22 protein-coding genes are annotated in these 26,343 nt (G+C 31.0%); 2 read left to right on the top strand and 20 right to left on the bottom strand.

The annotated features are described in order from the left end of the window. Nucleotides 1–116: 116 nt before the first annotated feature. From ACREVX_RS16730 to ACREVX_RS16785, 12 genes are all read right to left on the bottom strand, one after another. Nucleotides 117–1,874, bottom strand: coding sequence for an Eco57I restriction-modification methylase domain-containing protein (locus ACREVX_RS16730; RefSeq protein ID WP_431545356.1), 1,758 nt, complete (start codon nucleotides 1,872–1,874; stop codon nucleotides 117–119). Nucleotides 1,875–1,999: 125 nt separating this feature from the next. After that, on the bottom strand, nucleotides 2,000–2,635 hold the full coding sequence (locus tag ACREVX_RS16735) for a cyclodeaminase/cyclohydrolase family protein (protein ID WP_431545357.1): 636 nt from the start codon (nucleotides 2,633–2,635) through the stop codon (nucleotides 2,000–2,002). A 33-nt stretch (nucleotides 2,636–2,668) separates the two neighbouring features. Next, nucleotides 2,669–3,529, bottom strand: a complete 861-nt coding sequence (locus ACREVX_RS16740) for a DMT family transporter (RefSeq protein WP_431545358.1) — start codon at nucleotides 3,527–3,529, stop codon at nucleotides 2,669–2,671. Nucleotides 3,530–3,778: 249 nt separating this feature from the next. Beyond that, nucleotides 3,779–4,330, bottom strand: coding sequence for a nitroreductase family protein (locus ACREVX_RS16745; protein WP_431545359.1), 552 nt, complete (start codon nucleotides 4,328–4,330; stop codon nucleotides 3,779–3,781). Between the two features lie 96 nt (nucleotides 4,331–4,426). Continuing rightward, on the bottom strand, nucleotides 4,427–5,557 hold the full coding sequence (locus tag ACREVX_RS16750; protein WP_431545360.1) for a glycosyltransferase: 1,131 nt from the start codon (nucleotides 5,555–5,557) through the stop codon (nucleotides 4,427–4,429). Beyond that, complete coding sequence (locus tag ACREVX_RS16755; RefSeq protein WP_431545406.1) at nucleotides 5,557–6,276, bottom strand: WecB/TagA/CpsF family glycosyltransferase; 720 nt, start codon at nucleotides 6,274–6,276, stop codon at nucleotides 5,557–5,559. The genes ACREVX_RS16750 and ACREVX_RS16755 overlap by 1 nt, the downstream gene beginning before the upstream one ends. Before the next feature lie 225 nt (nucleotides 6,277–6,501). After that, the gene (galU, locus tag ACREVX_RS16760; RefSeq protein WP_431545361.1) at nucleotides 6,502–7,413 is read right to left on the bottom strand and encodes a UTP--glucose-1-phosphate uridylyltransferase GalU; all 912 of its coding nucleotides are present in this window, start codon (nucleotides 7,411–7,413) and stop codon (nucleotides 6,502–6,504) included. A 52-nt stretch (nucleotides 7,414–7,465) separates the two neighbouring features. Then, nucleotides 7,466–8,236 (bottom strand): tyrosine-protein phosphatase, encoded by a 771-nt coding sequence (locus ACREVX_RS16765; protein ID WP_431545362.1) that lies wholly within the window; start codon nucleotides 8,234–8,236, stop codon nucleotides 7,466–7,468. A 21-nt stretch (nucleotides 8,237–8,257) separates the two neighbouring features. Beyond that, on the bottom strand, nucleotides 8,258–8,941 hold the full coding sequence (locus ACREVX_RS16770; RefSeq protein WP_431545363.1) for a CpsD/CapB family tyrosine-protein kinase: 684 nt from the start codon (nucleotides 8,939–8,941) through the stop codon (nucleotides 8,258–8,260). 12 nt (nucleotides 8,942–8,953) lie between these two features. Continuing rightward, a complete protein-coding gene (locus ACREVX_RS16775) occupies nucleotides 8,954–9,625 on the bottom strand; it encodes a YveK family protein (RefSeq protein ID WP_431545364.1) in 672 nt (223 codons plus the stop codon). Next, nucleotides 9,625–10,695 (bottom strand): tetratricopeptide repeat protein, encoded by a 1,071-nt coding sequence (locus tag ACREVX_RS16780; protein ID WP_431545365.1) that lies wholly within the window; start codon nucleotides 10,693–10,695, stop codon nucleotides 9,625–9,627. Before ACREVX_RS16780 ends, ACREVX_RS16775 begins: the two co-directional genes overlap by 1 nt. Nucleotides 10,696–10,825: 130 nt before the next feature. After that, nucleotides 10,826–12,559 (bottom strand): phospho-sugar mutase, encoded by a 1,734-nt coding sequence (locus ACREVX_RS16785; protein WP_431545366.1) that lies wholly within the window; start codon nucleotides 12,557–12,559, stop codon nucleotides 10,826–10,828. A 346-nt stretch (nucleotides 12,560–12,905) separates the two neighbouring features. Here ACREVX_RS16785 and ACREVX_RS16790 point away from each other — a divergent pair, with 346 nt between their 5' ends. Then, nucleotides 12,906–14,396: an aminotransferase class I/II-fold pyridoxal phosphate-dependent enzyme gene (locus tag ACREVX_RS16790; RefSeq protein ID WP_431545367.1), complete on the top strand. Its 1,491-nt coding sequence runs from the start codon at nucleotides 12,906–12,908 to the stop codon at nucleotides 14,394–14,396. A gap of 43 nt (nucleotides 14,397–14,439) precedes the next feature. On the opposite strand, the gene ACREVX_RS16795 is transcribed toward ACREVX_RS16790, so the two are convergent. The 4 genes from ACREVX_RS16795 to ACREVX_RS16810 are packed head-to-tail and all read right to left on the bottom strand — an operon-like array spanning nucleotide 14,440 to nucleotide 20,752. Further along, nucleotides 14,440–15,453: an alpha-hydroxy-acid oxidizing protein gene (locus ACREVX_RS16795; RefSeq protein WP_431545368.1), complete on the bottom strand. Its 1,014-nt coding sequence runs from the start codon at nucleotides 15,451–15,453 to the stop codon at nucleotides 14,440–14,442. 14 nt (nucleotides 15,454–15,467) lie between these two features. Further along, complete coding sequence (locus ACREVX_RS16800; RefSeq protein WP_431545369.1) at nucleotides 15,468–15,929, bottom strand: 2-thiouracil desulfurase family protein; 462 nt, start codon at nucleotides 15,927–15,929, stop codon at nucleotides 15,468–15,470. 26 nt (nucleotides 15,930–15,955) lie between these two features. Continuing rightward, on the bottom strand, nucleotides 15,956–18,322 hold the full coding sequence (locus tag ACREVX_RS16805) for an endonuclease MutS2 (RefSeq protein WP_431545370.1): 2,367 nt from the start codon (nucleotides 18,320–18,322) through the stop codon (nucleotides 15,956–15,958). A 48-nt stretch (nucleotides 18,323–18,370) separates the two neighbouring features. After that, nucleotides 18,371–20,752, bottom strand: a complete 2,382-nt coding sequence (locus ACREVX_RS16810; protein WP_431545371.1) for a U32 family peptidase — start codon at nucleotides 20,750–20,752, stop codon at nucleotides 18,371–18,373. Between the two features lie 199 nt (nucleotides 20,753–20,951). On the opposite strand from ACREVX_RS16810, the gene ACREVX_RS16815 reads away from it, so the two are divergent. Then, on the top strand, nucleotides 20,952–22,946 hold the full coding sequence (locus tag ACREVX_RS16815; RefSeq protein WP_431545372.1) for a GTP-binding protein: 1,995 nt from the start codon (nucleotides 20,952–20,954) through the stop codon (nucleotides 22,944–22,946). Between the two features lie 7 nt (nucleotides 22,947–22,953). On the opposite strand, the gene ACREVX_RS16820 is transcribed toward ACREVX_RS16815, so the two are convergent. From ACREVX_RS16820 to ACREVX_RS16835, 4 genes are read right to left on the bottom strand one after another with little or no spacing between them, the layout of a single operon-like run. Beyond that, nucleotides 22,954–23,511, bottom strand: coding sequence for a Fe-S-containing hydro-lyase (locus ACREVX_RS16820; RefSeq protein ID WP_431545373.1), 558 nt, complete (start codon nucleotides 23,509–23,511; stop codon nucleotides 22,954–22,956). Nucleotides 23,512–23,523: 12 nt separating this feature from the next. Next, the gene (locus ACREVX_RS16825) at nucleotides 23,524–24,366 is read right to left on the bottom strand and encodes a fumarate hydratase (protein ID WP_431545374.1); all 843 of its coding nucleotides are present in this window, start codon (nucleotides 24,364–24,366) and stop codon (nucleotides 23,524–23,526) included. Nucleotides 24,367–24,397: 31 nt separating this feature from the next. After that, the gene (locus ACREVX_RS16830; protein WP_431545375.1) at nucleotides 24,398–25,411 is read right to left on the bottom strand and encodes a WG repeat-containing protein; all 1,014 of its coding nucleotides are present in this window, start codon (nucleotides 25,409–25,411) and stop codon (nucleotides 24,398–24,400) included. A gap of 27 nt (nucleotides 25,412–25,438) precedes the next feature. Beyond that, nucleotides 25,439–26,197, bottom strand: coding sequence for an exodeoxyribonuclease III (locus tag ACREVX_RS16835; RefSeq protein ID WP_431545376.1), 759 nt, complete (start codon nucleotides 26,195–26,197; stop codon nucleotides 25,439–25,441). Nucleotides 26,198–26,343 lie beyond the last annotated feature (146 nt).

Consider the following 26,343-nt stretch of genomic DNA (forward strand, 5'->3'; position numbering starts at 1 on the left):
TTAAAATCACCTTTCTAATTACGCCCACCTCATTTCTTGTCATGAGGTTTTAGTATACTATATTTTTTGAAATTTGGGACATAATCAAATGTGGTATAGTAAGACATTATCATAAATCAATCATATTCTCCAAGTATAATGTTTTTTTCTTGTTGACTAAAATTAAAATACTCATATAAATAATCTTCATCTCTACCTATAACTTCGGTGATAGGTGGGATACATAATTTCATTAAATTATTTGGATAATACTCATAAGCGTCTTCTCCTAGTTTTTTTGCAAAAGTTTTAAAATAAAATTCATAGATTTTACTATTTAATATATAAAGTAAAAAATCGTATGTAAAAAAACTATCTTCCTTTAATATTAATGCATACACATCTGCGCTAAAATAACTTCCTATGTCAAGAGCAAATCTATTACTACTCGCCTTAAAAGGGAAAACTATCTTTTGTCCTTCAAATATGTTTTGCTTTCTGCCCCATTGAAGTTCATACCATTTCCTAATACCCTTTTGACATTCCCTCCTTTTTAATAATTTTTCCTTGTTATGTTCAATATAAGCCATTGCCCCTGGATACTCCTTTGAATCACAAATTAAATCTGAATATATTATGTAACTATCTTGCCTTAAAACTGAATTTTTTAATATGTAACTACTTTTTATCCATGGTTTAACTATATCTTTTTCAATCTTTTCACTTAAAAAGGTACTATTATTCACTACAAATGCTTTATCGCACCCAGTTATTACTCCCTGGTAACTGTTACATATACTACTTAGATTAGTAAACTTCTTCCGCTCTATTTTATTTATTATATTTCGTTTTTGATCATCTATTAAAATCCAACCTTTATCATCTAATATGCTTTTATCAATAAGAAAACTATTGAATTCATCCCCGATTTTTAAGAATACACTATCATAGAACCCTTTTTTATTTTTCCCGTTTATTGTAAATGGTTTTATAATTTCAATTTCACTGTTCTTAATATTATGATTTCTTATAAACATAATTACGGGATCTATCCCTACATTTTTAAATGGTCTTATGCCATAAAAATCAATTATTTTTTTTATGCAACATTTTTCTCTTAAAACCCTTCTCAAATCTTCTCCACTAGGTGACTCTAGAAAATATCTTGAAGTAATGAACGTCAGCATTCCTCCTTGTTCTAAATCTTCTAACGCTTTTTTAAAAAAGCAATATGATAAATCTCCTTTGTCCCTATAAACTTCTTTATATCTAATTTTTAAAAAAGCTGCATATTCATTATCTATAGATTTTTTACCCACATAAGGTGGATTACCTATAAAAACATCATATTTAAACTCATTTTCGTATAATAAAAAATCTTTATTTAAAATGTTATTATTTATACTACACTTACTTAAGTCATATAAATCTATAACAAGGATTTTTAGTGCTACAACATCAATATCAAACCCATATAAATTATGATTTATTATATGTTCATCAATGTTTTGACCAGTTAAATTTAATCCATTTATCTCATTTATTTTGCTTAAATTATTAATATACAAATTTCTAAGATACTTATAACAGCAAATCAATATATTACCAGTTCCACAAGCAGGATCTACAATTTTTATATACGGATTTTCTATTATGTGGTTTGTATTTATAGTATTCTTTATCATATAAGAGGTTATAACCTCTGGAGTATATACCGTGCCTTTTTCTTTATTATTTTTAATGTATTCATAGTAGACTTGACCAAAATTCCCTCCATGTGAGATTTGTACTTCATTTTTTAAATTTTCTAAAGCGATTGTTTTAAATATATCATCTATTGGACTTACTATAATATTATGCAAGTCACATATTCTTTGTTTTAACGAATTAACCATTTATTGTCTCCCACCTATGTTATTAAAATAACTCTTATTAACTTTATATTTTTAGTTTTAATTTTAATTTTTATAATAATAAGCCACTCTAAAAATAAAACTAGAGTAGCTTATTATTATAAGACCTATAAACATCCATTAACAATAAACAGTATTTTATCTCGCTTAATTCGTCCTTCCTTAATCAAACCCTCACATCGCAACTCAATCTTTTCTTTATAAGTTTTATCTTTAACACTAGAGAGATTTATTTTCACATTTAATATTGCGCTTTCAATTGATGCTTGAAGCATTAAAACTGATACGCCAGCATCAGAAATTACATTTTTGTTACCTAATTTAGCCGCTATATCAATACACTCATATATTTTATATGATTCTTCTGCAACAATTAAAGGGACCTCCAATGCTCTCCGATATCCTTCTTGAATTTTTTCATTTCTTATTTCTTTCTCATAACTACTCTCCTTAGGAAGTTTAAACGAGGACATTAAAAATAAAAAAGCCTCTTTATCTTTATTCATTAGTTCTAAAAAAATTTCTTGATTTTTAAGACATAATTCTAAGTTATTTTTAACAATTGTTTTTTCTTCATCGCCATATTCATTATATGCCTTCTTACCTACCGTTAAATTGAACACCATAGACCCCAATGCACTAGCTAAAGCTGCCCCCAATGCTGATACGCTTCCACCTCCAGGTACAGGTGAATTAGACCCTAGCTCATCTATAAAATGCCTAACAGTTTTTTTATCTAACATAATCTTATTCCCCTTTTTTATCTCTAATATTTGTTACTCTCTTGTTAATATGATTACTGATAGCAGTATGAGTATACTTCCAATTATAATCCTAACTGAAATAGGCTCCCCTAGAATCAATGTTCCTAGTATCAATACAACTATAGGCTCAATAGTACTAAAAATTGATGCCTTAGATGGTCCTATTATTCTAACCCCTTCTAAAAATGCCTTTAAAGCCACTACTGTGGATATAAATGCTAATAATAGTATTGACACAAGAGCATAAAATGAAATGTGGATGTTAAAATCACCAGTAACATTAGCTGTTACAAACATAACAACAGCAGATGCACATGAAATATAAAATGTTAATACATAACTGTTAATATTTCTAAATTCCTTATGAGACGCTCCTAACACATATAATGAATATAACAGCGTTGCTGCAGCTGCCAGTATTATTCCTTTTAAATTAAAACTCACACTTCCCGTATCAATTAAGATATAAATACCTATTAAAGAAATAAGTAACGAAATAATTTTTCTCTTATATATCTTTTCTTTATAAAACATAAACGCAAGCAAAGTAACAATAGACGGATATGTATAAAAAATCATGCTTGCCATCCCTATACTTATATAATTATAGGACATGAATAGACTAGATGTTGTAAGTGTAAACCCAAATACACCTATAATTAATACTAAAATAAATTGTTTTCTAGTTACCTTCATAGATATACCCTTAGATTTCAAATAATACAAGAGCATAATAGCTGCAAAGAAAAACCTAAGGAACAATGTGGTATATGTATTTGCGCCTCCTATATATGATAATTTTGCTAGAATTGGCATAATACCAAAAGCACAAGCAGATAAAATAATATATAAAATTCCTTTTGTTTTGTCCATATTCTCCTCCATGTTTTAATTTAAGGGGTTAAAAATAAATAAAGTTTTATTAGCTATTAAAATTGTACCATCTTTACGATAATTTTTCATCATTTAAATACAAATTTTATAAATATTTATACTATTATGGTTCATAACATACTATAAAAATAAAATACCACATTTACCTTTTTATCTCTAAATCAAAAGAAAAGGCCTATACCAGCAATCCGTTGGCATAGAACCTTCTAAAGTTATTTAAAATACAATTTATTTTATATTACCAGAATAAGCATTATCCCAAGTGTTAGAAAAAACAAACTCTTTTACATTTTTTTTATCGTAATGATCTTTACTTTCTGCGATTTCTCCAATTGGAGTTATGGCAACTACCTTATAATTTTGTGGAATTGATAACGTTTTTTTAATAATATTTTCATCAATTGCAGCAATCCAACAAGTTCCATATCCCTCGTTAGTAGCAGCTAGAACAAAATGCTCCATAGCTATTCCACTATCAACTAAATAATATTCTTTGTTTTCTACTTCTCCAGAGGCGTTTGGGTCTGCTACTATAACTGCTGTCATTGGTGAGTCTATTATTGACTGAGCTGCAGCATTATCCTTATTCATTATTGATTTAGAAATCTGTTCTAACTCATTTTTTTCATCAACTAGAATAAATTTATAACAAGTGTTATTCTTCCAAGATGGTGACATCATAGCTGCATTAATCATCCTAGCTAATTTTTCTGCATTTATTGGTGTATTCTTAAACTTTTTAATACTTTTCCTACCCTCGACCACATCATAAAATTCCATATTACACACTCCTTTTTTTTTAGTATGCCTAATTGTCATATCAATAATGCAGAATTTTTTTTAATTTAGATTTTATTAGTGTAAGGAGATATAAATTTATTTAATTTTTAATATTTGTGAATATATTTTAAAATACCCTTCCCAAAAATTTTCTATAGTAAATTTATCGGTAACAATATCATATAAATTTTCACCTTTATGTCCTATATCATCTTTATCTAAATATGCTTTTTTCATAGCTTCATAGATGCTTTCATTATTTTTACCATTTATTTTATAGCCACTATTATAATCCAATATATGTTCTAAGTCTCCAACCTCTGTATAAATTAAGGCTTTCTTTACAACCCCTGATTCTAAGACAGTAAGAGGAGGTGCTCCTCCCTCACTTAGAGAAGCTAAAATACTAACACTTGAAGCATTTATATAGTCTATTGGGTTACGTACATTTCCTGTCATAGTAACATTGTTTTCTATTTTTAATTCCCTTATTAATTTCTCTAGTTCAGGCCTACTCTCCCCCTCACCAACCAATAATAATTTTATATCATTAAATTCAAGCATTAGTTTGCTAAAAGCTACTATAACTTCCCTATGATTTTTTATAGGATGCAACCTTGCTACCATAACATATATAAATTCTTGATCTATAAATTTTAGTTTTTCTAGTATTTCATCTTTAGATGTAATAATACTTACTTTTTTTATATCTATACCATTATTTACAACAGACTTATTCCCTTTAATTTTCTGTCTATCTAATAAGTTTTTTAAATTATTTGATACACAAATGTAGTTATTAAAACTTTTTAGACCTTTAATACTCAGTTGAGTAAAAAAAATATACTTAAATTTATTATTAAGAAAATCATATCTAAAATCGCTATGAACTATTGCAATTGTAGGTACTTGAATCTTGTTCTTCAAAAATAAATGAATTAAAAATGGTTTTGCTCCGTGAAAATTCACTATATTTATGGAGTTGTTATTTATAAAATCAACAAGTTCCATATTATTAACCTTGTTACTAAACAGTTTAAAGTTAACATTCATATCCATAGCATTTAGGTATAGTGGTCCTTCTCCTAAACATCCAATTATATTTTCAAATTTTTTATTTAAGTTACTACATATGTTTAATACATGTTTTCCGCCACCCCCATTATCGTTGCCAGATATAATATGCAAAACTTTAATATTAATCTCCTCCTTATCATAACTAAACATTACTTACGTTTGTACTTGTCCTTTATTACCATTAAAATGAACTTAGGTATGGATGATAATCTTTTAATCCTAAATGGTTCCTTTGAAACCCTATATAACCATTCCAGCCCTATATTTATCATCCATTTAGGTGCCCTTTTTACATTACCAGCTATAATATCAAAACTTCCTCCCACACCCATAAATATTTTACAAGAAAGCCTATCCATATACTTTGAAATAAATATCTCTTGCCTTGGACATCCCATTGCAACAAATAAGACTTGTGGATTAGTTTTTTCTATATCTTTTAATATTTCTTCACAACTATCTAAATCAAAATACCCATCATGACTTCCTAATATATCCAATTTATGATATTTAGTTCGCAAGTTAATATTACACATGTCTACTGTTTCTTTTGTTGACCCTAACAAATATATTCCCTGATTTTCTTTTTCACATCTTTTTATTATCCTATCCATAACTTCTATACCAGCAATTTTTTGTCTCACCGGTTGTCTTACAATCTTAGAACATATAACCGTTCCAACTCCATCTGGAATAATAATAGAATTCTCACTTGTAAAATTATCAAGCAACATGTCATTTTTTAGTCCATTAAGGAGTACTTCTGGGTTTCCTGAAATAATATGTACTTTTTCAGACTTGTTTATTAGTTTGAATAATCCTTCTATAGTGTCATTAAAAATTTTATACTTGAAAATTTTTGTCATAATAAATTCCCTCCAAATAATTCACTTTTATAGCAAATTATATACTGCCAATTATTGATTATTTTATTGAAATTTTCAGCGTAATCATTATTTAACAATGCCTCTACAGTTGCTAGTTAAAGCCAAAAACACTTGTAACTTTAGGCATAAAAAATAAAAAAAGCCAGCATCAACCAGCTTTTTTCATTAAGGACCCTTGCCTTATAATTTTCGAAAAACTTATTTTATTTATTTTTCTTTGTTGTCACACTTTTTGTAAATTTCTCTAAACTTATCGTTGTCCTTAATTGTTAAAAGATATTTCATAAAGGCTTCTTTTAGATCATCTCTTTTAAGTGCAAATTCTACATTCGCCTCTAAGAATCCTTCTTTATCACCTACATCATATCTTCTACCTTTAAAATCATATGCGTACATATCTTCCTCTGATATCAAAGTTTTTAAAGCATCTGTAAGTTGAATTTCTCCACCATTACCAGGTTTTGTATTTTGCAAAATATCAAATATTTTAGGTGTTATAATATATCTTCCTAGTATTGCTATGTTTGATGGTGCTTCGGATGTCTTAGGTTTTTCAACAACATCTTTAACCTTGTAAACCCTATCACCCATTGATGTTGCATCAACTATACCATATTTAGAAACTTCACTTAATGGAACCTTTTGAACTCCTAAAATTGAAGTTTTATGTTCATCATAACAGTCTATAAGTTGTTTTAGACAAGGAACCTCACTATCTACAACATCATCACCTAGCATTACGGCAAAAGGTTCATTCCCAACAAAAGTTTTTGCGCAACTAATTGCATGGCCTAGGCCTTTAGGTTCTTTCTGCCTTATATAGTAAATGTTAGCTAAATTAGATATATCCCTAACCATTTCTAAGACATCATCCTTACCGTTTTGCTCAAGTTGATGTTCAAGTTCAATGGATTTATCAAAATGATCCTCAATCGCTCTTTTATTTCTTCCAGTTATAATTAATATTTCTTCAATTCCTGACGCAACAGCTTCCTCGATAATGTATTGTATTGTTGGTTTGTCAACAATAGGCAACATCTCTTTTGGTTGCGCCTTTGTAGCTGGTAAAAACCTAGTTCCAAGTCCTGCTGCTGGTATTATAGCTTTTTTTACTCTCATAATTCCTCTCCCATCAAATAATATGTATTTGTGTTAATCACTATCCAAAAATTTATTTAAAAATATTAAAGAAAAAATTTTTCCCTTTCTTTCTTTTAAGTTGTAAAATTTCCATAATGGGTTCATTATTAATAATATTAGTTTGATTTTCAGTAATCCAAATAAATGCCTCTTTATTTGAATGTTCAACAATTTGGAAAGCATCTTTTATCTTGGTTTTTCTACTTGTAATATTATGTGCATCACTACCCAAAATATGTATCATATTCATTTTTACAAATTCTAATGCTGTTTTCTTAACTTCTTTACCATAATCTCCTAGTAGGCTCCCAGCATTTATTTGCATAAGCACCCCTTGATTAATTAAATTAACAATTAAATCATGATCTTTCATAATTTTAAGATTTCTTTCTGGATGAGCTAAAATAGGTTTAACCCCCAGTAACATTAATTCATAAAATACATCTTCCGTATACATAGGGAATTGCCCCATTGGAAGCTCAATAAGTAAATACTCTGAGCCATTAATTCCCCAAATTCGTTTTTCTTTATATAGTTTTGGTAAATTAGGATGCATATAAATCTCAAGTCCAGATAAAATTTTAATATTGATATTTTCTTCTTTGGACGCTAAAACTAATTTGTCCAGTTTTTCAAAATATTTATCGCGGCTTATTTCAAATTCCTCAGTTATAAAATGAGGTGTAGCGCAAATGTATTCTGTGCCTTCGTTTTCTGCAATTCTAAGCATTTTAAGAGACATATTTATGCTTTTTGATCCATCATCAACACCATAAATTATATGGCTGTGAAAATCTATCATAATTTAACACCTTCTAAAATTCTAGTTTTCATTCCCATAATATCCCTTGTAATACTTGCCATGATATCCACTTACTGCTTCAGGTACTTTATTAAATACTATTCCAAGTATCTTTCCACCAACTTTTTCAATTAGGTTTTTCGCATCTACTAACGCATTTTTTTGAGCTTCCCCATAAGATGCAACAAATATTACACCATCCACAATAGTTGATAGAATTTGTGCATCTGTAACTGCAAGCACTGGTGGTGCATCAATAAGAATTAAATCATATTCCTTCTTTAAGTCTTCAATAAAATCTCTCATTTTTTTGCTTCCAAGTAACTCTGCTGGGTTTGGTGGAACTGGGCCACTAGTAAGCACAGAAAGATTATTAATATCTGTCTTAACCAAACAATCATCTTTGCTTACACCTTGAACCAATACATTTGTAAGTCCAGTAGAATTTGTAATTCCCATTTTTTTATGTACTGACGGCTTTCTTAAATCACAGTCTACAAGAATAACTTTCATGCCACTTTCTGCCATTGTTATAGCTAAATTTGACATAACCGTGCTTTTCCCTTCTCCAGAACCAGAGGACGTAACGGCTATTGATTTAACTACTTTATCTAGGGAGGAGAATTGAATATTAGTTCTTAATGTTCTAAAAGCTTCTGCTGTTCTAGATTTCGGATTTTTAAGCGTTATTAATTTTTTTAACATGATCTCACCTTCCTATTGTTTATCGTCAGTAAAGGGAATAATGCCTATAACTGGTATTCCAGTTAACTTTTCTATATCCTCTTGACTTTTTATAGTGTTATCTAAATACTCAAGTAAAAATGCTATTCCAAGTGAAACCATAAGTCCAATGAAAAATGCAATTGCCATATTTAACTTTGGATTAGGATTAGCTGGCGATATAGGTTCTAATGCCTCATCTAAAAGTTGTACATTATCTACTTTTTTAACATCATTACTTACGAATTTTAACGACTTAGCTACTTGATTTGCTATATCCATAGCCTCTTTAGGCTCTTTAGAAGTAACTGTTATTGTCAAAAATTCTGTGTCTCCTTTAGGTGCTACTGTTAGCATTTCTTGTAACTGGGCAGGATCTATATCAAGTTTAAGTGCCTTAATAACATGTTCAGAAACTTTTCTTGATTTAGCAAACTCTGTATAAGTTTTAACTAATTTTTGATACATAATCACATCATTATAATTGTCTTGTGATGCAGTAGAGTCGCTTTCTATTTTTCCAATTATTACTGATATATCTGATTTATAAGTAGGCGTAATAACAAAATAGCTTAAAACTCCACTAAGCACCGTTGCTCCTACGGTAATTAAAATTACTAATAACATTCTTTTTTTTATTATATTAAAATATTCAATTATTTCCATTATTTACCCTCCGCAAATTGATTTTCTAACTCTATTACAATTTCGTCATTTGGATCTATTTTTTTAGCCATATCTAAATGTATCCTCGCTTGCTCAATGTTATTAACATTTAAATAACACATAACGAGATTTGTACATATCTCTATGGATTTTGTAACTTCAAACGCCTTCCTAAAGTACTGAATAGCTACCTCATAATTTTCAAGGCAGGCATAATTAATGCCAAATTCATTTACCACTTCAATAAGATCCTTATCAATTGCTGCTGCTTCGTTTAAATAATATATAGCCTTCTCGTGGTTTTGTAATATCCTATAAGCTATAGCACTTTGGTAGTATATATCTGGGTTATCTCCTAATTGGTCCATTAAAGGCACTAGCAATTCAAGTGCTCCTTTTGGATTATTAGGTAATAGTTCTTTTGCCTTTTGAAAACTTGTTATAGTTTCCAAACTACTTTTAAGATCAATAACATCAGTTGTTTGCTCTCCACCCTTTGCTATATAATTTCTTATAGCCATTAATGCTAAATCATGTTTACCTTCATTATCGAAAATCAGTGCTTCATATAAATATGGACTACTATAATTCGTGATTTCCTTAGCCTTTTCTATAAGTCTTAACTCTTCATCCTTAAACATAATATTAGTAATTCGTAATTTATCAATTATAAGAAAGATTTTATCATAATTATCTATATTTTCTTCTATAATCAACAATCCTTTTAAAATAATAAATGCTTCTTCATAATTCTTTTTTTCGATTTCTTTAAATATCACACTTTTTATGAATCCTATTGAATTTGGAACAGTATTTATAATCTTTTTATACACATCATTATATTTGAAATCTTTATCCGCTCCTAAAACATATACCATTCCTTCTACAAATAAATTGACTGGTATATTATCGAAATCTTCTTTTTTCTTTACTTTCTGAATTAACTCATTTGTTCTAACTGGAAAATATACGTCCTCTAAAATTACAAAATCATTGATTTTGCTATTCTTTTTTATTTCTAAAAAAAGCAGAGCTGCTAATTTTTCAGAAAAATATGTTTTAATATCCATGTTTACTCTCCCTTGCTACATTTAAATATTTATGGTGTAATCTCTCTTATTAATAATAATATATTGAGTATAATTTGTAAACATATAAAATAATAGTAAAATTTTTATATCTAACTAATAACTTATGATTTTAATCTATTCGTGCCACATCTATTATTGACATAACATTTTCTTTAAGTTCAATTATTTTTTTCGATGCATTTCCCAAGCTATTCCCTTTAACAGACAAATATATTTTCATTTTTGGTTCTGTACCAGATGGTCTAACTACAAACCAAGAACCATCTTCTAATATAAACTTTAATACATTTGATTTTGGTAATTTAATTATTTTCTCATTTTTATTGATTAAATCCATCTCTAACCCAGATCTATAATCCATTTTTTTCACTATTTTGCTGTCTCCTATTGAGGCATTTACGCAGACCCTCAAATGTTCTAATATGTTACCTATTTTCTCTGCACCATCCTTGCCTGTAAGTTCTATAGAAACTAAATTTTCTAAGTAGTACCCATGTTCTTTATAAAGGTCCATCAATGCATCATACAAACTCATGCCTTTGTTTTTATAATATAGTGTCATTTCACAAATTAACATTGCTGCTATTACTGCGTCCTTATCACGAACAAAATCACCTGCTAAATAACCAAAACTTTCTTCAAATCCGAATATAAACTCTTTTTCACGCGAATTTTCAAACTCTTTTACTTTTTCGCCAATATATTTAAAACCTGTAAGCACGTCAATTACGTCAGTTTTATATTTTAACCCAATACTCTCTACCATATCAGTGGTAACAATTGTTTTTATTACTACACCATTTTCAGGCAACTTATTAGTAGCGCTTAATGATTTTAGTATATAATCACTTAATAATATTCCTGTCTGATTGCCCGACAAGACTTTATATTCTCCTTGTTGATCTTTAACTACTACTCCAATTCGATCACAGTCTGGATCCGTACCAAAAATAATATCTGGATTAATTTCTTTAGCCATTTCAAGTGCTAATTCAAAAACCTTTGGATCCTCTGGATTTGGATATGCTGCTGTTGGAAAATTGCCGTCTGGTTTTTCCTGCTTAGCTACTACAAAAACTTTTTCGTACCCTAGTTCCTTTAAAACTCTTCTCACTGGTTTGTTTCCAGATCCATGTATAGGAGTATAAATTATTTTTAAATTATTGGCATATTTATTTATAAGTTCTTTTCTCATGGTTAGGTTCTTAACCTTGTCCATATATGATTTATAAATATTTTCCCCTATAATTTTAAGCATTCCATTTGTTTTAGCACTATTAATATCCATAGTTTTAACCTTAGAAAAATCTTCTACATTATTTGCGCAAGTTATAATATCTTTTGCAACTTCATCAGTAACTTGTCCACCATCATCTCCATAAACCTTATATCCGTTGTACTGTTTAGGATTATGAGATGCAGTAATAACAATCCCTGACTTACTTTTTAATTGACGAACAGCATAAGATAAAATTGGTGTCGGTGTTAATTCTTCAAAAAGATTAACGTTAATACCATTTCCACAAAGAGTTTCTGCTGTAGCCCTGGCAAATTCAAATGACATATTTCTTGAATCATACGCTATAGTAACTGATATATTTTCCTTATATTTTGAGTTAAGGTAATCAGCAAGCCCTTGTGATGCTTTACCTATGGTATGTATATTCATCCTGTTTGTTCCTGCCCCAATTTCACCTCTTAGTCCGCCTGTACCAAATTGTAAGTCTTTATAAAATCTATCTTCAATTTCTTTTTCATCCACTAACTGCTCAAGTTCTTTCTTCAATTCTTTATTTATTGAATTCGAGTTAACCCAAGTTTTATACTTCTCTTTATACGTCATATACTCTCCCCCTTTTTGCTTTTCCTAAGTAGATAACAAATATTATCCACGTTGCTATTCCCCCTAATTTCTTTTTAGTCTATCATATTATACTATCAATTCATTACAAATAAAAGGCATTTTTGACAAATAGTCTGTTTTTACATAATTCCAATTGTTTTATTTTCTTCTAAAAAACCAATTACCTCGCTTATGCCAGCTTTATTTTGTATTGTTTTAAATATATAAATGATTACAATTGCATTTATTTATCTAATACTTTATAATTATAAATTGGTTGAATTAATATATTCTAAATAATAATTTAAGAAGATTAATATAAATTCTTTTGAAAGGAGTGTATAAATTGTATAGATTAAATCAAAATGAAACTCCATTATTTGATGCTCTCATGGAATATGTGGACAGAGAAACTATACCTTTTCACGTACCAGGCCATAAAAAAGGGTTAGGTGCCGATGAACAGTTCAGAAAATTCATGGGGGAAAACCCATTTAAAATTGATGTTACAGTTTTTAAACTTGTTGATAGTTTTCACCATCCAACGGGACCTATTAAAAAGGCACAGGAACTCGCAGCAGATGCTTATGGTGCTGATGCTTCATTTTTCTCAGTTCATGGAACTTCTGGTGCTATTCAAGCTATGATTATGTCTGTAGTTGGATCTGGCGATAAAATAATTGTCCCTAGAAATGTACATAAATCAATAACTGGTGGTATCATTTTATCAGGTGCAGTACCGATTTATATGCAACCAGAGCTAGATAAGAAAATAGGAGTTGCACATGGTGTTTCTCCAGAGACAGTTGAAGAAACATTAAAAAGGAATCCTGATGCAAAAGCTGTACTTATAATTAACCCTACATATTATGGAGTTTCAACTGATATAAAAAGAATTGCAGATATGGTACATGAATACGGTATTCCTTTAATAGTTGATGAAGCTCATGGCCCTCATCTTAAGTTTAATAGCAAACTTCCGATGTCAGCAATGGAAGCTGGTGCTGATATTTGTGCTCAGAGCACACATAAAATTATAGGTTCATTAACTCAAAGCTCTATGTTACATGTTAATTCTAGGTTTGTGAGCCCAGCTAGAGTTAAGCAGCTAATAAACCTAATGCACACAACCTCACCTTCGTATATACTAATGGCATCACTGGATTGTGCAAGAAGACAAATTGCATTAGATGGAACTCAGCTTTTAGAAAAAACTATTAATTTATGTGATTATGTACGAAATGAAGTAAATAAAATCCCTGGGTTTTATTGTTTTGGTGAAGAGATTTTAAACGGACTTGGAGCTTATGCTTTTGATCCAACTAAAATTACAATAACTTGTAGAGATTTAGGTATAACTGGTTATGATTTAGATATGATACTTTCTAATAAATATCATATACAAATGGAGTTATCAGATCTTTATAACATATTAGCAGTTGGTTCCTTTGGAGATACAGATGGTGCTATGGAATCATTACTTAAGGCCTTAGGTGAAATAAGCAATGATTATTATGGTAAAGGCACAAAGAAAACTGATTTCATTGATATGCCTAGTATTCCTGAGCAGGTTCAAATTCCTCGTGAGGCGTTCAACAGTATTAACACAGCTGTAGAAATTAAAAAGAGTGTTGGTATGATAAGCGGTGAATTCCTAATGGCTTACCCACCTGGCATTCCAGTGCTTTGCCCTGGTGAGAGAATAACTCAAGAAATTGTAGATTATGTTGAGAAATTAAAAAATACCGGATTGTATGTTCAAGGAACGGAAGACCCTGAAGTTGAATATATTAAAGTTGTTAGAGAAGAAGATGCTATGCATATAACTGTGGAATAAAAAGTAAAAAGAACTCCAAATTAGGAGTTCTTTTTACTTTTCACTAATATAATACTCTATTATCAATATCTTTTATAGATTTACAGCCAGTAAGTACCATTGCTGATTTTAATTCATTTTTTAAGAAATCAATATAAGATTTGACACCCTCCTTTTCGCCTCCAAATGATGCGCTTACAAATGGTCTCCCAACAAGTACAGCATCTGCACCTAGCGCTAGCATCTTAAGTATATCTGCTCCACTTCGAACTCCACCATCAGCTAAAATAATAATCTTTCCCTTAACTTCATCTGCAATTTTCTTAAGAACATCTGCTACTCCCGGAGTTTGGTCTAGAACTCTTCCTCCGTGATTTGACACTACAATTGCAGCTACCCCTGCTTCTACTGCAAGAACTGCTTCATCTGTTGTCATTATTCCTTTTAAAATAAATGGAAGCTTCGTTGAATTTACAATTTCTTTAATCTCTTCTACTGTTTTAGGCATAACAGGTTTACCAGCAAGGGCTAAAGTAAGAAGACCACAAGCATCTATATCCATCCCTATAGCAAAAACTCCAGCCTTTTCTGCAAGTTTAATTTTTTGTATAACATCTTCATTTTTCCAAGGCTTTATTATTGCAATACCATTTCCATCCTGTTTTTCAAGTTCAGAAAGATTAGTAGTTAAAAAAGAATCTACAGCAGTATCTCCTACCATTGGAAAAATCCCACCTTCTAAACATCCCCCAATAACCCAAGATATATATTCCTGTTCGCTAAATTTGCCACCCATATTTAAGGTAGTCCCAGATACAGGCGCTGCAAATACTGGCATATCCATTTTTCTACCAAACATCTCAAATGACATATCAGGATTTTTTGCATCATGTATAGTTCTCATATTGAGTTTATAAGCTTCTAATGATTTTATATTGATTTTAAATGCATCTCCAGTTCCTTTTCCACCCATTCCAGGTACTTCACCAGCACAAGCAACGCCATTACATATAGGACAAACTCTACAACTTTTATTTAAATTTCCTTTAGCATCTTTTAAAACATCTTTATATTTCATATTCCCCCCCTAAATTATAATTCTAGATCGTCTAAATTTTCTTCTGTAAAAACTCTGATACCACTTTCTAACAATAGCTGCGTTGTAACTCCATTGCCCTTTTTTTTAGTTCCATTAAAAGTACCGTCATAAATTAAAGAAATTCCACAAGAAGGACTTCCAGATTTTAAAATAGCAATTTTCGCTCCAGCAATTTCTGTTATTTTCAAAGTTTCATATGCACCTTTTAAAAAACATGGTGTTACATCGTCATTTTGCCTTGCTGCAAGGACTCTAGCATTGCCATGCAATACATCAAACCCATCACCATTCACTATCTCACTCGGCTCCCTTGGGGTCTCAAGTCCTCCTAGTTGTTCTGGACATACCGCAATAGCTTTCCCTTCTTTTAAAAGTTTGAGCACGCGAGCATCTAAATTATTACCACCATTGTACTTACAGTTTATACCACATAGGCATGCACTTACAATAATCATACCCTAACCATCCTTTTTAGTCTAATCTATTTAAGTTCTACTATTGTAACTCCAGAGCCACCTTCACCATAATTACCTAATCTATAGGTTTTAACATGGCCATGCCTCTTTAACATATCTGTAATAGTTTTTCTTAAGACTCCAGTGCCTTTACCGTGTATAATTGTACTTTCTTTAAGTCCTCCTAAATAAGCTTCATCAAGATATTTATCAACAGTAAACGTTGCTTCCTGCGAATCCATACCTCTTAAATCTACAGAACTTGACACATTTTTCAAATTAAGCTTAAGCTCTCTTCTAATTATCTTTGCCTTTTTCTTGTCCTCATCCGTAATTTTTGATCTGCGTAGATCATCTACTTTAACATTTATCTTCATAATACCTGCTTGAACTTGCACCTCACCTTTTTTATCTGGTTTAGAAATAACAATAACCTTTTGGTTAAGAGATGGTAAATATACCTCTTCACCTTCTTTTACATTCTTTAGCTTTTCTCCTAGTTCATCGCTGCCTTTTTCTACATGTTTTTCTATATCTTCAAGCTTATTTTTAATTTTCATTCTTTCTTCTTCAAGTTTTTGCCTTGCTTCTGACGAATATCCTAGTTTTTCTAGCTCTCGCATATTTTTAAGAATTACATCTGATTCTTCTTTAGCATCTTTTATAAGTCTTTTTGCTTCTCTTTGAGCTTCGTACATTGAATTTTCTCTGATGTTTTGTAGTTTATATAATTTGTCCTGATATTTTTCTTTAAGCGTACTTGCTTCAAGTTTAAGGCCTTCTGCCTCTCTTGCATCCCTCTGCGCCTTTATGCTTTTTTCTTGTAAACTTTGAACTAATTCCTCAAAGTCCAATGTCTCTTTAGAAATATTTTCTTTTGCGTTTTTGATAATATAATCAGGCAGACCTAGCCTCTTTGAAATTTCAAATGCATTTGATTTACCTGGGACTCCGATAATTAGTCTATATGTTGGGCTAAGAGTATCTACATTAAACTCTACCGAGGCATTTTCTACTCCTGTAGTTTTTAAAGCATAACCTTTTAATTCACTATAATGTGTAGTTCCAACTACCTTTGTTCCTCTCGCTCTTAAATTTTCAAGAATTGCAACAGCAAGGGCAGCTCCCTCTGTTGGATCTGTTCCAGCTCCTAATTCATCAAAAAGTGCTAAGGATTTTATATCTGCCTTTTCAATTATATTTACTATATTGGTCATGTGAGAAGAAAAAGTAGATAAGCTTTGCTCAATGCTTTGCTCGTCACCTATATCTGCAAAAACTTCATCAAAAAAGCTTACAATCGAACCCTCTCTAGCTGGAATTAAAAATCCACTCATAGCCATTAACTGAATTAATCCTACAGTTTTGAGTGTTACTGTTTTACCACCAGTATTGGGACCTGTAATTATTAGTGATGTAAATTCTTTTCCTAAATAAATATTACTAGGAACCACTTCCCTAGGATCTATTAAAGGATGCCTTGCCTCAATAATATCTATTATTCCATCTTCATTAACTCTTGGAATAATAGCATTAAGTTCTATTGCATATCCTGCTTTTGCAAAAATAAAATCTAACTCCCATACTATATTTGCATCATTTTGAACAATATTTATATTTTCATATATTTTATAGGATAACTCTGCTAAAATTCTTTCAATTTCAGCTTCTTCCTTAAGCATTATTTCCTTAATTTCATTATTTAAATTAACTAGGCTCATTGGCTCAATGAATAATGTTGCTCCAGATGAACTCTGGTCATGTACAAGCCCTGGAACACTACCTTTATGTTCTACCTTAACAGGAATTACATATCTATCTCCTCTTATGGTATAAAGGCTTTCTTGAAGATATTTAGCATTGGATCTAACGAGTGATATTACTTTTTCTTTTACAGAAGCATTTTTTTCTTTTAATGATTTCCTTAATCCATAAAGTAAACTACTAGCCCTATCAGAAATTTCATCATCACCTATTATTGCTATGAAAATTTCATCCTCTAAATTTTTAATTGGAACAATTCCCATACATATATCTTCTAAAACTCTAGATGCGAATTCATCGCGCGCTTCCCCAACATAATTCTTAAATAATCTAGCACACCTAAGCATTTGAGCTACCCTTAGAAGCCCCGTTGGCATAAGTGAGGCCCCTTTAGACGCCCTATTTATTGCACTTCTAACATCATATATACCTTCAAAAGGAGCACTCCCTTTTTTTGATAAAAGCAGTAATGCCTCATTAGTTTCTTGTAAATGCTGACGTACTTCATAGATATTAGTGTAAGGCTCTAAATTTTCTATAATATCCTTACCAGCAGTTGTTTTTGCATACTCTTTAATTTTATCTTTAATTTTATAATATTCTAAAACTTTTAATGATTTTATGTTCACAATTTCACCGTCTTTCCTTGATTAATAACATTACATGCCAAACTTTATTTATTCGACTCCTCTTTTATAGTGTCCTCTAGTATAGTTTTTAAATTCCCCATCCCATTTCCTTTCTATATAATTACGAAGGACGTGTATTGTTTCTCCATAATTTTCATGAATGAAATCTAATCTAAATAAGGAAATATTATTTTTCTTTATTTCATCTATATTAGGGATTAAATTGAGTGGGACATTATTGTAAATATAACTTCTACAATACTTATCAGTATCAACCTTAAATTCTTCACCTTTTCTATCCTTAAGTGTATAAGCTCCATTAACGCAATTTTCTATGCAGGCCCTATTATCACTTTTGTTACCAAAAACACTTCCAATAGCGCAATATTCACTAACCATAAGTTCATATCTACCATAAACCATAATTTGAAGTGGCAAAGAACTTTTAGATGCAATCTTTTTAATTTCCATTGAGTTAAGCTCTGCACTAATACAGGTTCCTGTTAAGAAATCCTTGTAAAATTCTACTGCATAACTATTAAAAATATTTAACTTATAATCTCCAATTACAGCAATTTTTTTATAGAATCTACTGATTATTCCTAAATTAGCTGTAATTATTCCTTTTATTTTACCTAAGTTATTATCAATAAATCCACAAATACTTTCGAACTCACTCTTAATAATATTCGGAACCTTAATATAAACATTCACATCATATTTTTCAAATTCTATGTTACATAGTCTCATAAAAGGATTTATAACAATATTATTAAACCCCATTTCAATAACTGCCCTCAATTGCTCCTCCCTAGTTACATATATAAGAGTTTCTGGAATAATGTTATCTTTATTCTCATTAGATTTTATATTTTCCTTTGCTACTATCAAACTAAGTCCTTTGTTATAATTAATTTGCTTTTTGTCATTATCTCTTTTAGATTTTCCTATTATATGATTTAAAACCAGGTCAATTAATTCTCTCCTAACTAAATTTAACGAGGCCATAGGAACAAAACCCTCATCAAAATTATCAAAAACCACTTCATTTATTTTAAAAGGAGTATCTCCAGTTTTAGATAAATTTTTGATTATACGCTCTCTTTCAATTGGTTTATTCAATGCTTCTTGAACCACATCTCCTTTAACATTAAAGTTCTTACCCAAATAACTTGTACTTATACTTAATTGCTTACCAATGCTAAATTCAATTGAAATATTTATTCCTATTTTCCTCTTATATTTATCGTTATAACTTTTAGAAAGCTCATCCATGAGCTTTGCATCCGATATCTTATATAAAAGATTCCCTGATTTAAATTTAGCTGGTTTTAATAACACTCTTTCTCCAGCCACTGCATTTTGGACCTCTATACCATCTTTTATAATTTTAGCAATAACAAACCCATCATCTAAAAACATTACCCCATCTTTTATTGATACATTCTCTAAAAGAGTCACTGATAAATCAGCATTTGCAGTGCCTACTAGTAGTCCAGAATTTTTAGGAACATTATACGCCATCATATCCTTGCCCTTATTACCATATAAATATGCCTTTGAAAAACCTTCTCTATTAAATAACTGTTTTAAAACCTTGGTATCCTTATCTAACTTTTGTATTTTATTATTACCATATATATTATCTAACTCTCTTCTATATATTTCGCAAGCGCCTGCAACATATTCTGCTCTTTTCATTCTTCCCTCTATTTTTATTGAAGACGTTCCACTTTGGACTATATCTTTTAAGTTGTCTAAAGTACAAATATCTTTAGGACTTAAGATGTATGCCTTATGTTCTTTTTTAGAAACATTATCTATAAGCGTATAAGGTAATCTACATGGTTGAGCACACCTACCTCTATTCCCACTTCTACCTCCAATTATACTACTCATAAGGCATTGCCCAGAATAACATATACATAAAGCTCCATGGATAAAAACTTCCGTCTCCAATTTTAATGTATTAGATATGTACTCAATTTCATTTAAGCTAAGCTCTCTTGAGAGAACTATCCTAGTAAATCCCATCTTTTTTAAAAACAAGGCAGCCTCGCCATTATGAATTGTCATCTGCGTTGATGCATGAATTTCAAATCCTGGAAAATTATTTCTTATTAAATATATTAATCCCGTATCTTGAAGTAATAACGCATCTACGCATGCGTTATATAAAAATCCTACATACTCCATAATTTCTTTTAATTCATTATCTTTAACTAGTGTGTTTAAAGTTACATATACTTTCACACCATAAATATGGCAATAGTCAACTGCCTTAGTAATATTTTCCTCATCAAAATTAAAAGCATAAGCTCTTGCTGAGAATTTGCTTCCTCCTATATAAACTGCATCTGCTCCCATTTGCACTGCTGCATATACGCTATCCATGCTTCCAGCTGGGGCTAGTAATTCAATCTTCTTCATTTGCATCTCTCCTAATAAGTCTTATAAATCTTATTATACATTAAAAAGTTAAATAAATTAAGAGATTAGAGAATTTTCGTACGTTTTGTACCCATAGACACAATTAAAAGAATGGAATATAATGAAAATTAGACTAGCTAGCTCCTATTTATTTTTATAAGTTGCCTAGTCTAAAAAAATTGCTAATGGAGATATGATTATGATAATAAAAAATAGCATCAGAAATATTGGAATAGTTGCCCACGTAGATGCCGGAAAAACAACTTTAACTGAGCAATTACTTTATCAAAGTGGTTCTAGCAGAATACTAGGTAGCGTAGATAAAGGGACAACTCATACCGATTCTTTAAATATGGAAAAGCAAAGAGGTATCTCAGTAAAAGCTGCTGAAACTGATCTCACTTATAAAGAAACTAATATCCATGTTATAGATACTCCTGGTCATATAGATTTCAGTTCTGAAGTCGAACGAAGCATAGGAGTTTTAGATGGAGCTATTGTAGTATTGTCCAGCGTTGAAGGTGTACAACCACAAACAGAGGTATATTTTAATGCTCTAAAAGAACTAAATACGCCTTCAATATTTTTTATAAATAAACTTGACCGTATTGGGGCATCTCCTTCTAAAACCATTAAAGATATGAAAAATATTCTTACAAGCAGACTTGTGCCATTACAGTTAGTAACTGAAAAAAATAACGAGTTTGTTGTAGATAATATCTTTAATAAGGAAAATTGCTTAAAAAATATAGTAGAAATTAAAGATGATTTACGCAAGCAATTACTTGAGGACATAATAGATGTACTTGGCAATAATAATGAAGAGATTCTAAATCAATTCTTCGATGGTACTTTGACCCTAGCAGTTGTAGAAAATGAAATAGCCCTGCAGGCTACTAGTGGCAAAGTTTACCCAGTTCTTTATGGCATTGCTCTAAAAGGTGAAGGAATTAAGGAGTTACTTGATGGAATAATAGAATACCTCCCTGGCCCTATAGATTTAGATAATTCAGAGCTTTCCGCCCTGGTATATAAAATTTCACATAATAAAACATTAGGTAAAATAGCTCATATAAAGATATTTAGTGGATCAATATCAACAAGAGATGATATTTTAAATGTAACTACTAACAAAAGCGAAAAAATTACTATGATAAAAAAAGTAATTAACCAAAAATCTGTTGATGTTAAATCAGCCAGGAGCAGTGATTTGGTAATGGTGAGCGGATTAAATTGTAGCACATATGACGTCCTTGGAAGCAAATCCCATATTCCTATCCTTAAAACTATTACAACTCCCCTTCTTACTCTAAGAATTTATGCAAAAATTGCTGAAGACTATATTGCTTTGGTTGAAGCTTTGACTATCCTACAAGAAGAAGATCCACTGCTTAATATGCAATGGGTAAAAGAAAAAAAAGAAATACATCTTAGAATTATGGGCAAAATTCAAATTGAATATATTGAAGCTATACTAATCGAAAGATTTAATTTAGAAGTTACCTTTGGAACTCCTTGTGTAATCTACAGAGAAACTCCTATATCAAGTGGATATGGTGAATCACGCTACACGATGCCCAAACCATGCTGGGCTATAGTTGAATTTTTAATTGAGCCCCTATCAAAAGGAAGTGGGCTAATCTATAAATCAAAGGTAAGAACAGAAAAAGTAAAGTTAAAGTACCAAAGAGAAATAGAAGACAATCTTGATACAATTTTAAGTCAAGGAATTTACGGCTGGCCAGTCACCGATTTAAAAATAACCCTTATAAAAGGTGAAGACCACGTTATGCATTCACGCTCAGGCGACTTTGCCACTTCAGCTGCCATGGGCATCATGCGCGGTCTAAACGAAATAGGCACATCTCTACTCGAGCCCATAATTAAGTTTAGAATTACAGTACCTGAAAATGTGGGTGGAAGAGTATTAAATGATATTATAAAAATGCGTGGAAGCTTTGAGACCCCTATTATACACAACGATACTTTTACAATCCAGGGGAAAATGCCAGTATCCACCTCACTTGAATACCCTAGTGACTTAGGTAAAATCGCTTCGGGCAAAGCAATAATGACAACAGGATTTTTGGGTTATGAGCCCTGTCTCTTGGAAATAGGTGCCACAAGAGACAGAATTGGTGTTAGTCCACTAGACAGAGCTAAATTTATACTCTCTGTGAGAAATGCATTGTAATATTTTTTCAGTCTATTTTCTGATATTTTTTTCTTTCTGTTTCATAAAGATTATTACATTTGGAGTCTATTACTACAACAGCTGGGAAGTCTACTACTGTAAGTTTACGAACAGCTTCCGGACCGAGCTCTTCATACGCAATAATTTCGCATTCCTTAATTGTATTGGCAATTAAGGCTCCCGCTCCTCCTATTGCAGCAAAATAGACAGCTCCGTTCTTTTTCATTGAGTCTATAACCGTTTTACTTCTAGCGCCTTTCCCAATCATTCCAGTAAGCCCTAGCTCAAGTAGTGGCACTGTCAAATCATCCATCCGATAACTAGTAGTTGGTCCTGCAGATCCTATGGTTCTCCCAGGTTTAGCTGGAGCAGGACCTACATAGTATATGATGGCATCTTTCACATCGAATGGTAAAATTTCTCCTTTATCAATTGAATCTATTAGCTTCTGATGTGCTGCATCTCTACCTGTATACATAGTTCCTGATATTAAAACACTATCTCCTGCTTTTAAAGCTTTAACCTTCTCATGTGATAATGGAGTGGATATATGTTTGATTTCCATCTTCTTGCCTCCCTATATAATTGTTACCTCATGTCTTGCAACATGACAGTTAATATTTACTGCCACAGGCAATCCAGCAATATGTGTTGCAAAAGCCTCCACATTAACGGCAAGGGCTGTTGTATTTCCTCCTAGTCCTTGAGGTCCTATACCTAGCGCATTAATTTTTTCGAGTAAGGATATTTCAATATCTCTTAAATGATCTTTTTCATTATGGCTACCAATATCTCTTGTTAATGCTTTTTTCGCAAGACACATTGCTTTATCGGATGTTCCTCCTATTCCAACGCCTACAACAATAGGTGGACATGGGTTTGGACCTGCAATAGAAATCGTTTCTACAACAAAATCAAGCACACCGGCTAATCCATCTGATGGCTTAAGCATTTTTAATCTACTCATATTTTCACTACCAAAACCTTTTGGAGCTAAAGTTATTTTGACTTTATTACCTTGTACAATATCATAGTAGATTATAGCTGGTGTATTATCTCCAGTGTTTTTTCGTAGCACAGGGTCATCAACAACAGATTTTCTTAAATACCCATCTTTATATCCCCGCCTAACTCCTTCATTTATAGCGCTAGTAATATTGCCTCCGATTAATTGTACCTCTTGACCTACTTCAACAAATACTACAGCCATACCTGTATCTTGGCAAATTGGCACTTGCTCCTGCGCCGCAATCTCAGCATTTTTTATTAAATTTGCTATAATTCCATTTCCTATAGGCGACGTCTCTTCTTTTTGAAATTTGTTAAAAGCATTTAACACATCTTCTCCAACATATATATTTGTCTTTATACTCATGTTCCTTATAGCATTTTCAATTTCTTTAACATCTACCTTACGCATAAACTCTTGACTCCTTCCATTTCATCAAAATCTATGATTGTAATTCCCAAATATATTCACCTGATTTATTAATATATCCAATTCTTTTCCCTATCTCGACCCTTGCAATTCCATCAATAAATTCATACGCTTCAACATAACTTGGCTCTATAACCATTTCGCCCTTTACATCTATGTAACCCCATTTTTCTCCTACTTGAGCAGCTATTAAGCCTTCACTCATAATATCTACATCATCAAATTTGGTAGGAACTATAATATTACCATTTTTATCGATGCAACCATATTTTTCGTCCTCACTAATTGCAGCTATTCCATTATAAAATCTATCTGCCCATTGAAACTTAGGTTTAATAACAAGTTCGCCATTGCTATTAATATACCCATATTTTTCTCTCACTTCAACTGGTGCTAAGCCCTCATTGAACTCTCCACAAACATTATATCTAAGTGGTATTATTGTTTCTCCCTTATTGTTTATGTATCCGTACTTTCCATTTAAGCAAATAGGTGCAACCCCCTCTTTAAACGGATGTGCATAATCGTAGTTTGCATCTATGATAACTTTTCCATATTTATCTATATAAGCTATTTTACCACCTACTTGTACTGCTGCAAGTCCCTCACTAAAATCACTTGCATCTAAATAATTTGGTTTCACAATCTCTGTACCTGCGTTATCTATGTAGCCCCACATATATCCACTCTTTATGGCTGCTCTGCCTTCTATAAAGAAATTAACCTCTTCATATTTAGGTTCCACTAAAACTTTTCCTGTCAAATCTATAAATCCTTTTTTTCCTTCTAATTTTATGGCTGCAAGACCCTCACTAAACTGCTGAACCTCTTCATATTTAGGCTCAATTACAAACTTTCCAACCTTATTTATAAAACCATACTTTTCATCTATTGAAACTATTGCGAGTTCTCCTTCAAACTCCTCTGCATAATTAAATTTACATTCTATGATTAAATTACCTTTCTTATCTATATATCCATATCTTTTTTTTGATTTTACAGGATATAGATTTATCTTATCGTTCATAGCTAAAACTTCCTTTCATATATATATTTATAAAATAATGCTCACCGGGCAATGATCTGATCCTACAACCTCATTTAAAATATCAGCTTCCTTTACCATGCTTATTAAATCCTCGGTTACAAAGAAATAATCAAGTCTCCACCCTACATTCTTTTCCCTAGCCTTAAATCTGTAACTCCACCAAGAATATTTTATTTCCTCGCCATGGATGTATCTAAATGTATCGACATAACCATAAGATATGAATTTATCCATCCAAGCTCTCTCAATAGGTAAAAATCCTGAATACTTTTCGTTTGCCTTTGGATTTTTAAGATCAATGGGATTATGTGCTGTATTGTAGTCACCACATATAATTAATTTCTTTCCCTTTTTTCTAAATACTTCACAATAAGCTAGTAATTCATCATAAAATTCCATTTTATAATTTAATCTATCTTCATCTTTTTGTCCATTAGGAAAATATATACTAAAAAGAATAAATTCTTCGTATTCAGCAATTAATATCCTACCTTCACTATCAAATTTTTCTATTCCAATGCCATAATTTACTGATAGTGGTTTTTGTTTAGTATATATCGCAACTCCACTATAGCCTTTCTTCTCGGCACATGAAAAGTATGAGTAATAACCTTCTATGTTCTTAAGCTGAGAAACTATTTGATTTTCTTGAATTTTCGTTTCTTGAATACATAAAATCTCTGGCTGCTCTCTAATGACCCATTCAATAAAGCCTTTGTTTTTTATAGCTCTTATTCCATTTACATTCCATGAATAAATTCTCACAAAAACGCCTTCCTTCCATAGTTATATTCTAAAAATAAATTACCTGTATATTAATATTTACTATTTTTCATCAACTATGTAAATCCCTAATAATAATATATCATATTATCGCACATTATAAAATTAATGTGCAATAATTCTTAAAA

This window comes from Clostridium sp., from assembly GCF_050717545.1.
In the GTDB taxonomy this organism is placed as follows: domain Bacteria; phylum Bacillota; class Clostridia; order Clostridiales; family Clostridiaceae; genus Clostridium_AD.

Coding starts and splice junctions, on each gene's coding strand:
- ACREVX_RS16730 (WP_431545356.1), bottom strand. CDS start 1,874: ATGGTTAATTCGTTAAAACAAAGAATATGTGACTTGCATAATATTATA.
- ACREVX_RS16735 (WP_431545357.1), bottom strand. CDS start 2,635: ATGTTAGATAAAAAAACTGTTAGGCATTTTATAGATGAGCTAGGGTCT.
- ACREVX_RS16740 (WP_431545358.1), bottom strand. CDS start 3,529: ATGGACAAAACAAAAGGAATTTTATATATTATTTTATCTGCTTGTGCT.
- ACREVX_RS16745 (WP_431545359.1), bottom strand. CDS start 4,330: ATGGAATTTTATGATGTGGTCGAGGGTAGGAAAAGTATTAAAAAGTTT.
- ACREVX_RS16750 (WP_431545360.1), bottom strand. CDS start 5,557: ATGTTTAGTTATGATAAGGAGGAGATTAATATTAAAGTTTTGCATATT.
- galU (WP_431545361.1), bottom strand. CDS start 7,413: ATGAGAGTAAAAAAAGCTATAATACCAGCAGCAGGACTTGGAACTAGG.
- ACREVX_RS16765 (WP_431545362.1), bottom strand. CDS start 8,236: ATGATAGATTTTCACAGCCATATAATTTATGGTGTTGATGATGGATCA.
- ACREVX_RS16770 (WP_431545363.1), bottom strand. CDS start 8,941: ATGTTAAAAAAATTAATAACGCTTAAAAATCCGAAATCTAGAACAGCA.
- ACREVX_RS16775 (WP_431545364.1), bottom strand. CDS start 9,625: ATGGAAATAATTGAATATTTTAATATAATAAAAAAAAGAATGTTATTA.
- ACREVX_RS16780 (WP_431545365.1), bottom strand. CDS start 10,695: ATGGATATTAAAACATATTTTTCTGAAAAATTAGCAGCTCTGCTTTTT.
- ACREVX_RS16785 (WP_431545366.1), bottom strand. CDS start 12,559: ATGACGTATAAAGAGAAGTATAAAACTTGGGTTAACTCGAATTCAATA.
- ACREVX_RS16795 (WP_431545368.1), bottom strand. CDS start 15,453: ATGAAATATAAAGATGTTTTAAAAGATGCTAAAGGAAATTTAAATAAA.
- ACREVX_RS16800 (WP_431545369.1), bottom strand. CDS start 15,929: ATGATTATTGTAAGTGCATGCCTATGTGGTATAAACTGTAAGTACAAT.
- ACREVX_RS16810 (WP_431545371.1), bottom strand. CDS start 20,752: ATGAAGAAGATTGAATTACTAGCCCCAGCTGGAAGCATGGATAGCGTA.
- ACREVX_RS16815 (WP_431545372.1), top strand. CDS start 20,952: ATGATAATAAAAAATAGCATCAGAAATATTGGAATAGTTGCCCACGTA.
- ACREVX_RS16820 (WP_431545373.1), bottom strand. CDS start 23,511: ATGGAAATCAAACATATATCCACTCCATTATCACATGAGAAGGTTAAA.
- ACREVX_RS16825 (WP_431545374.1), bottom strand. CDS start 24,366: ATGCGTAAGGTAGATGTTAAAGAAATTGAAAATGCTATAAGGAACATG.
- ACREVX_RS16830 (WP_431545375.1), bottom strand. CDS start 25,411: ATGAACGATAAGATAAATCTATATCCTGTAAAATCAAAAAAAAGATAT.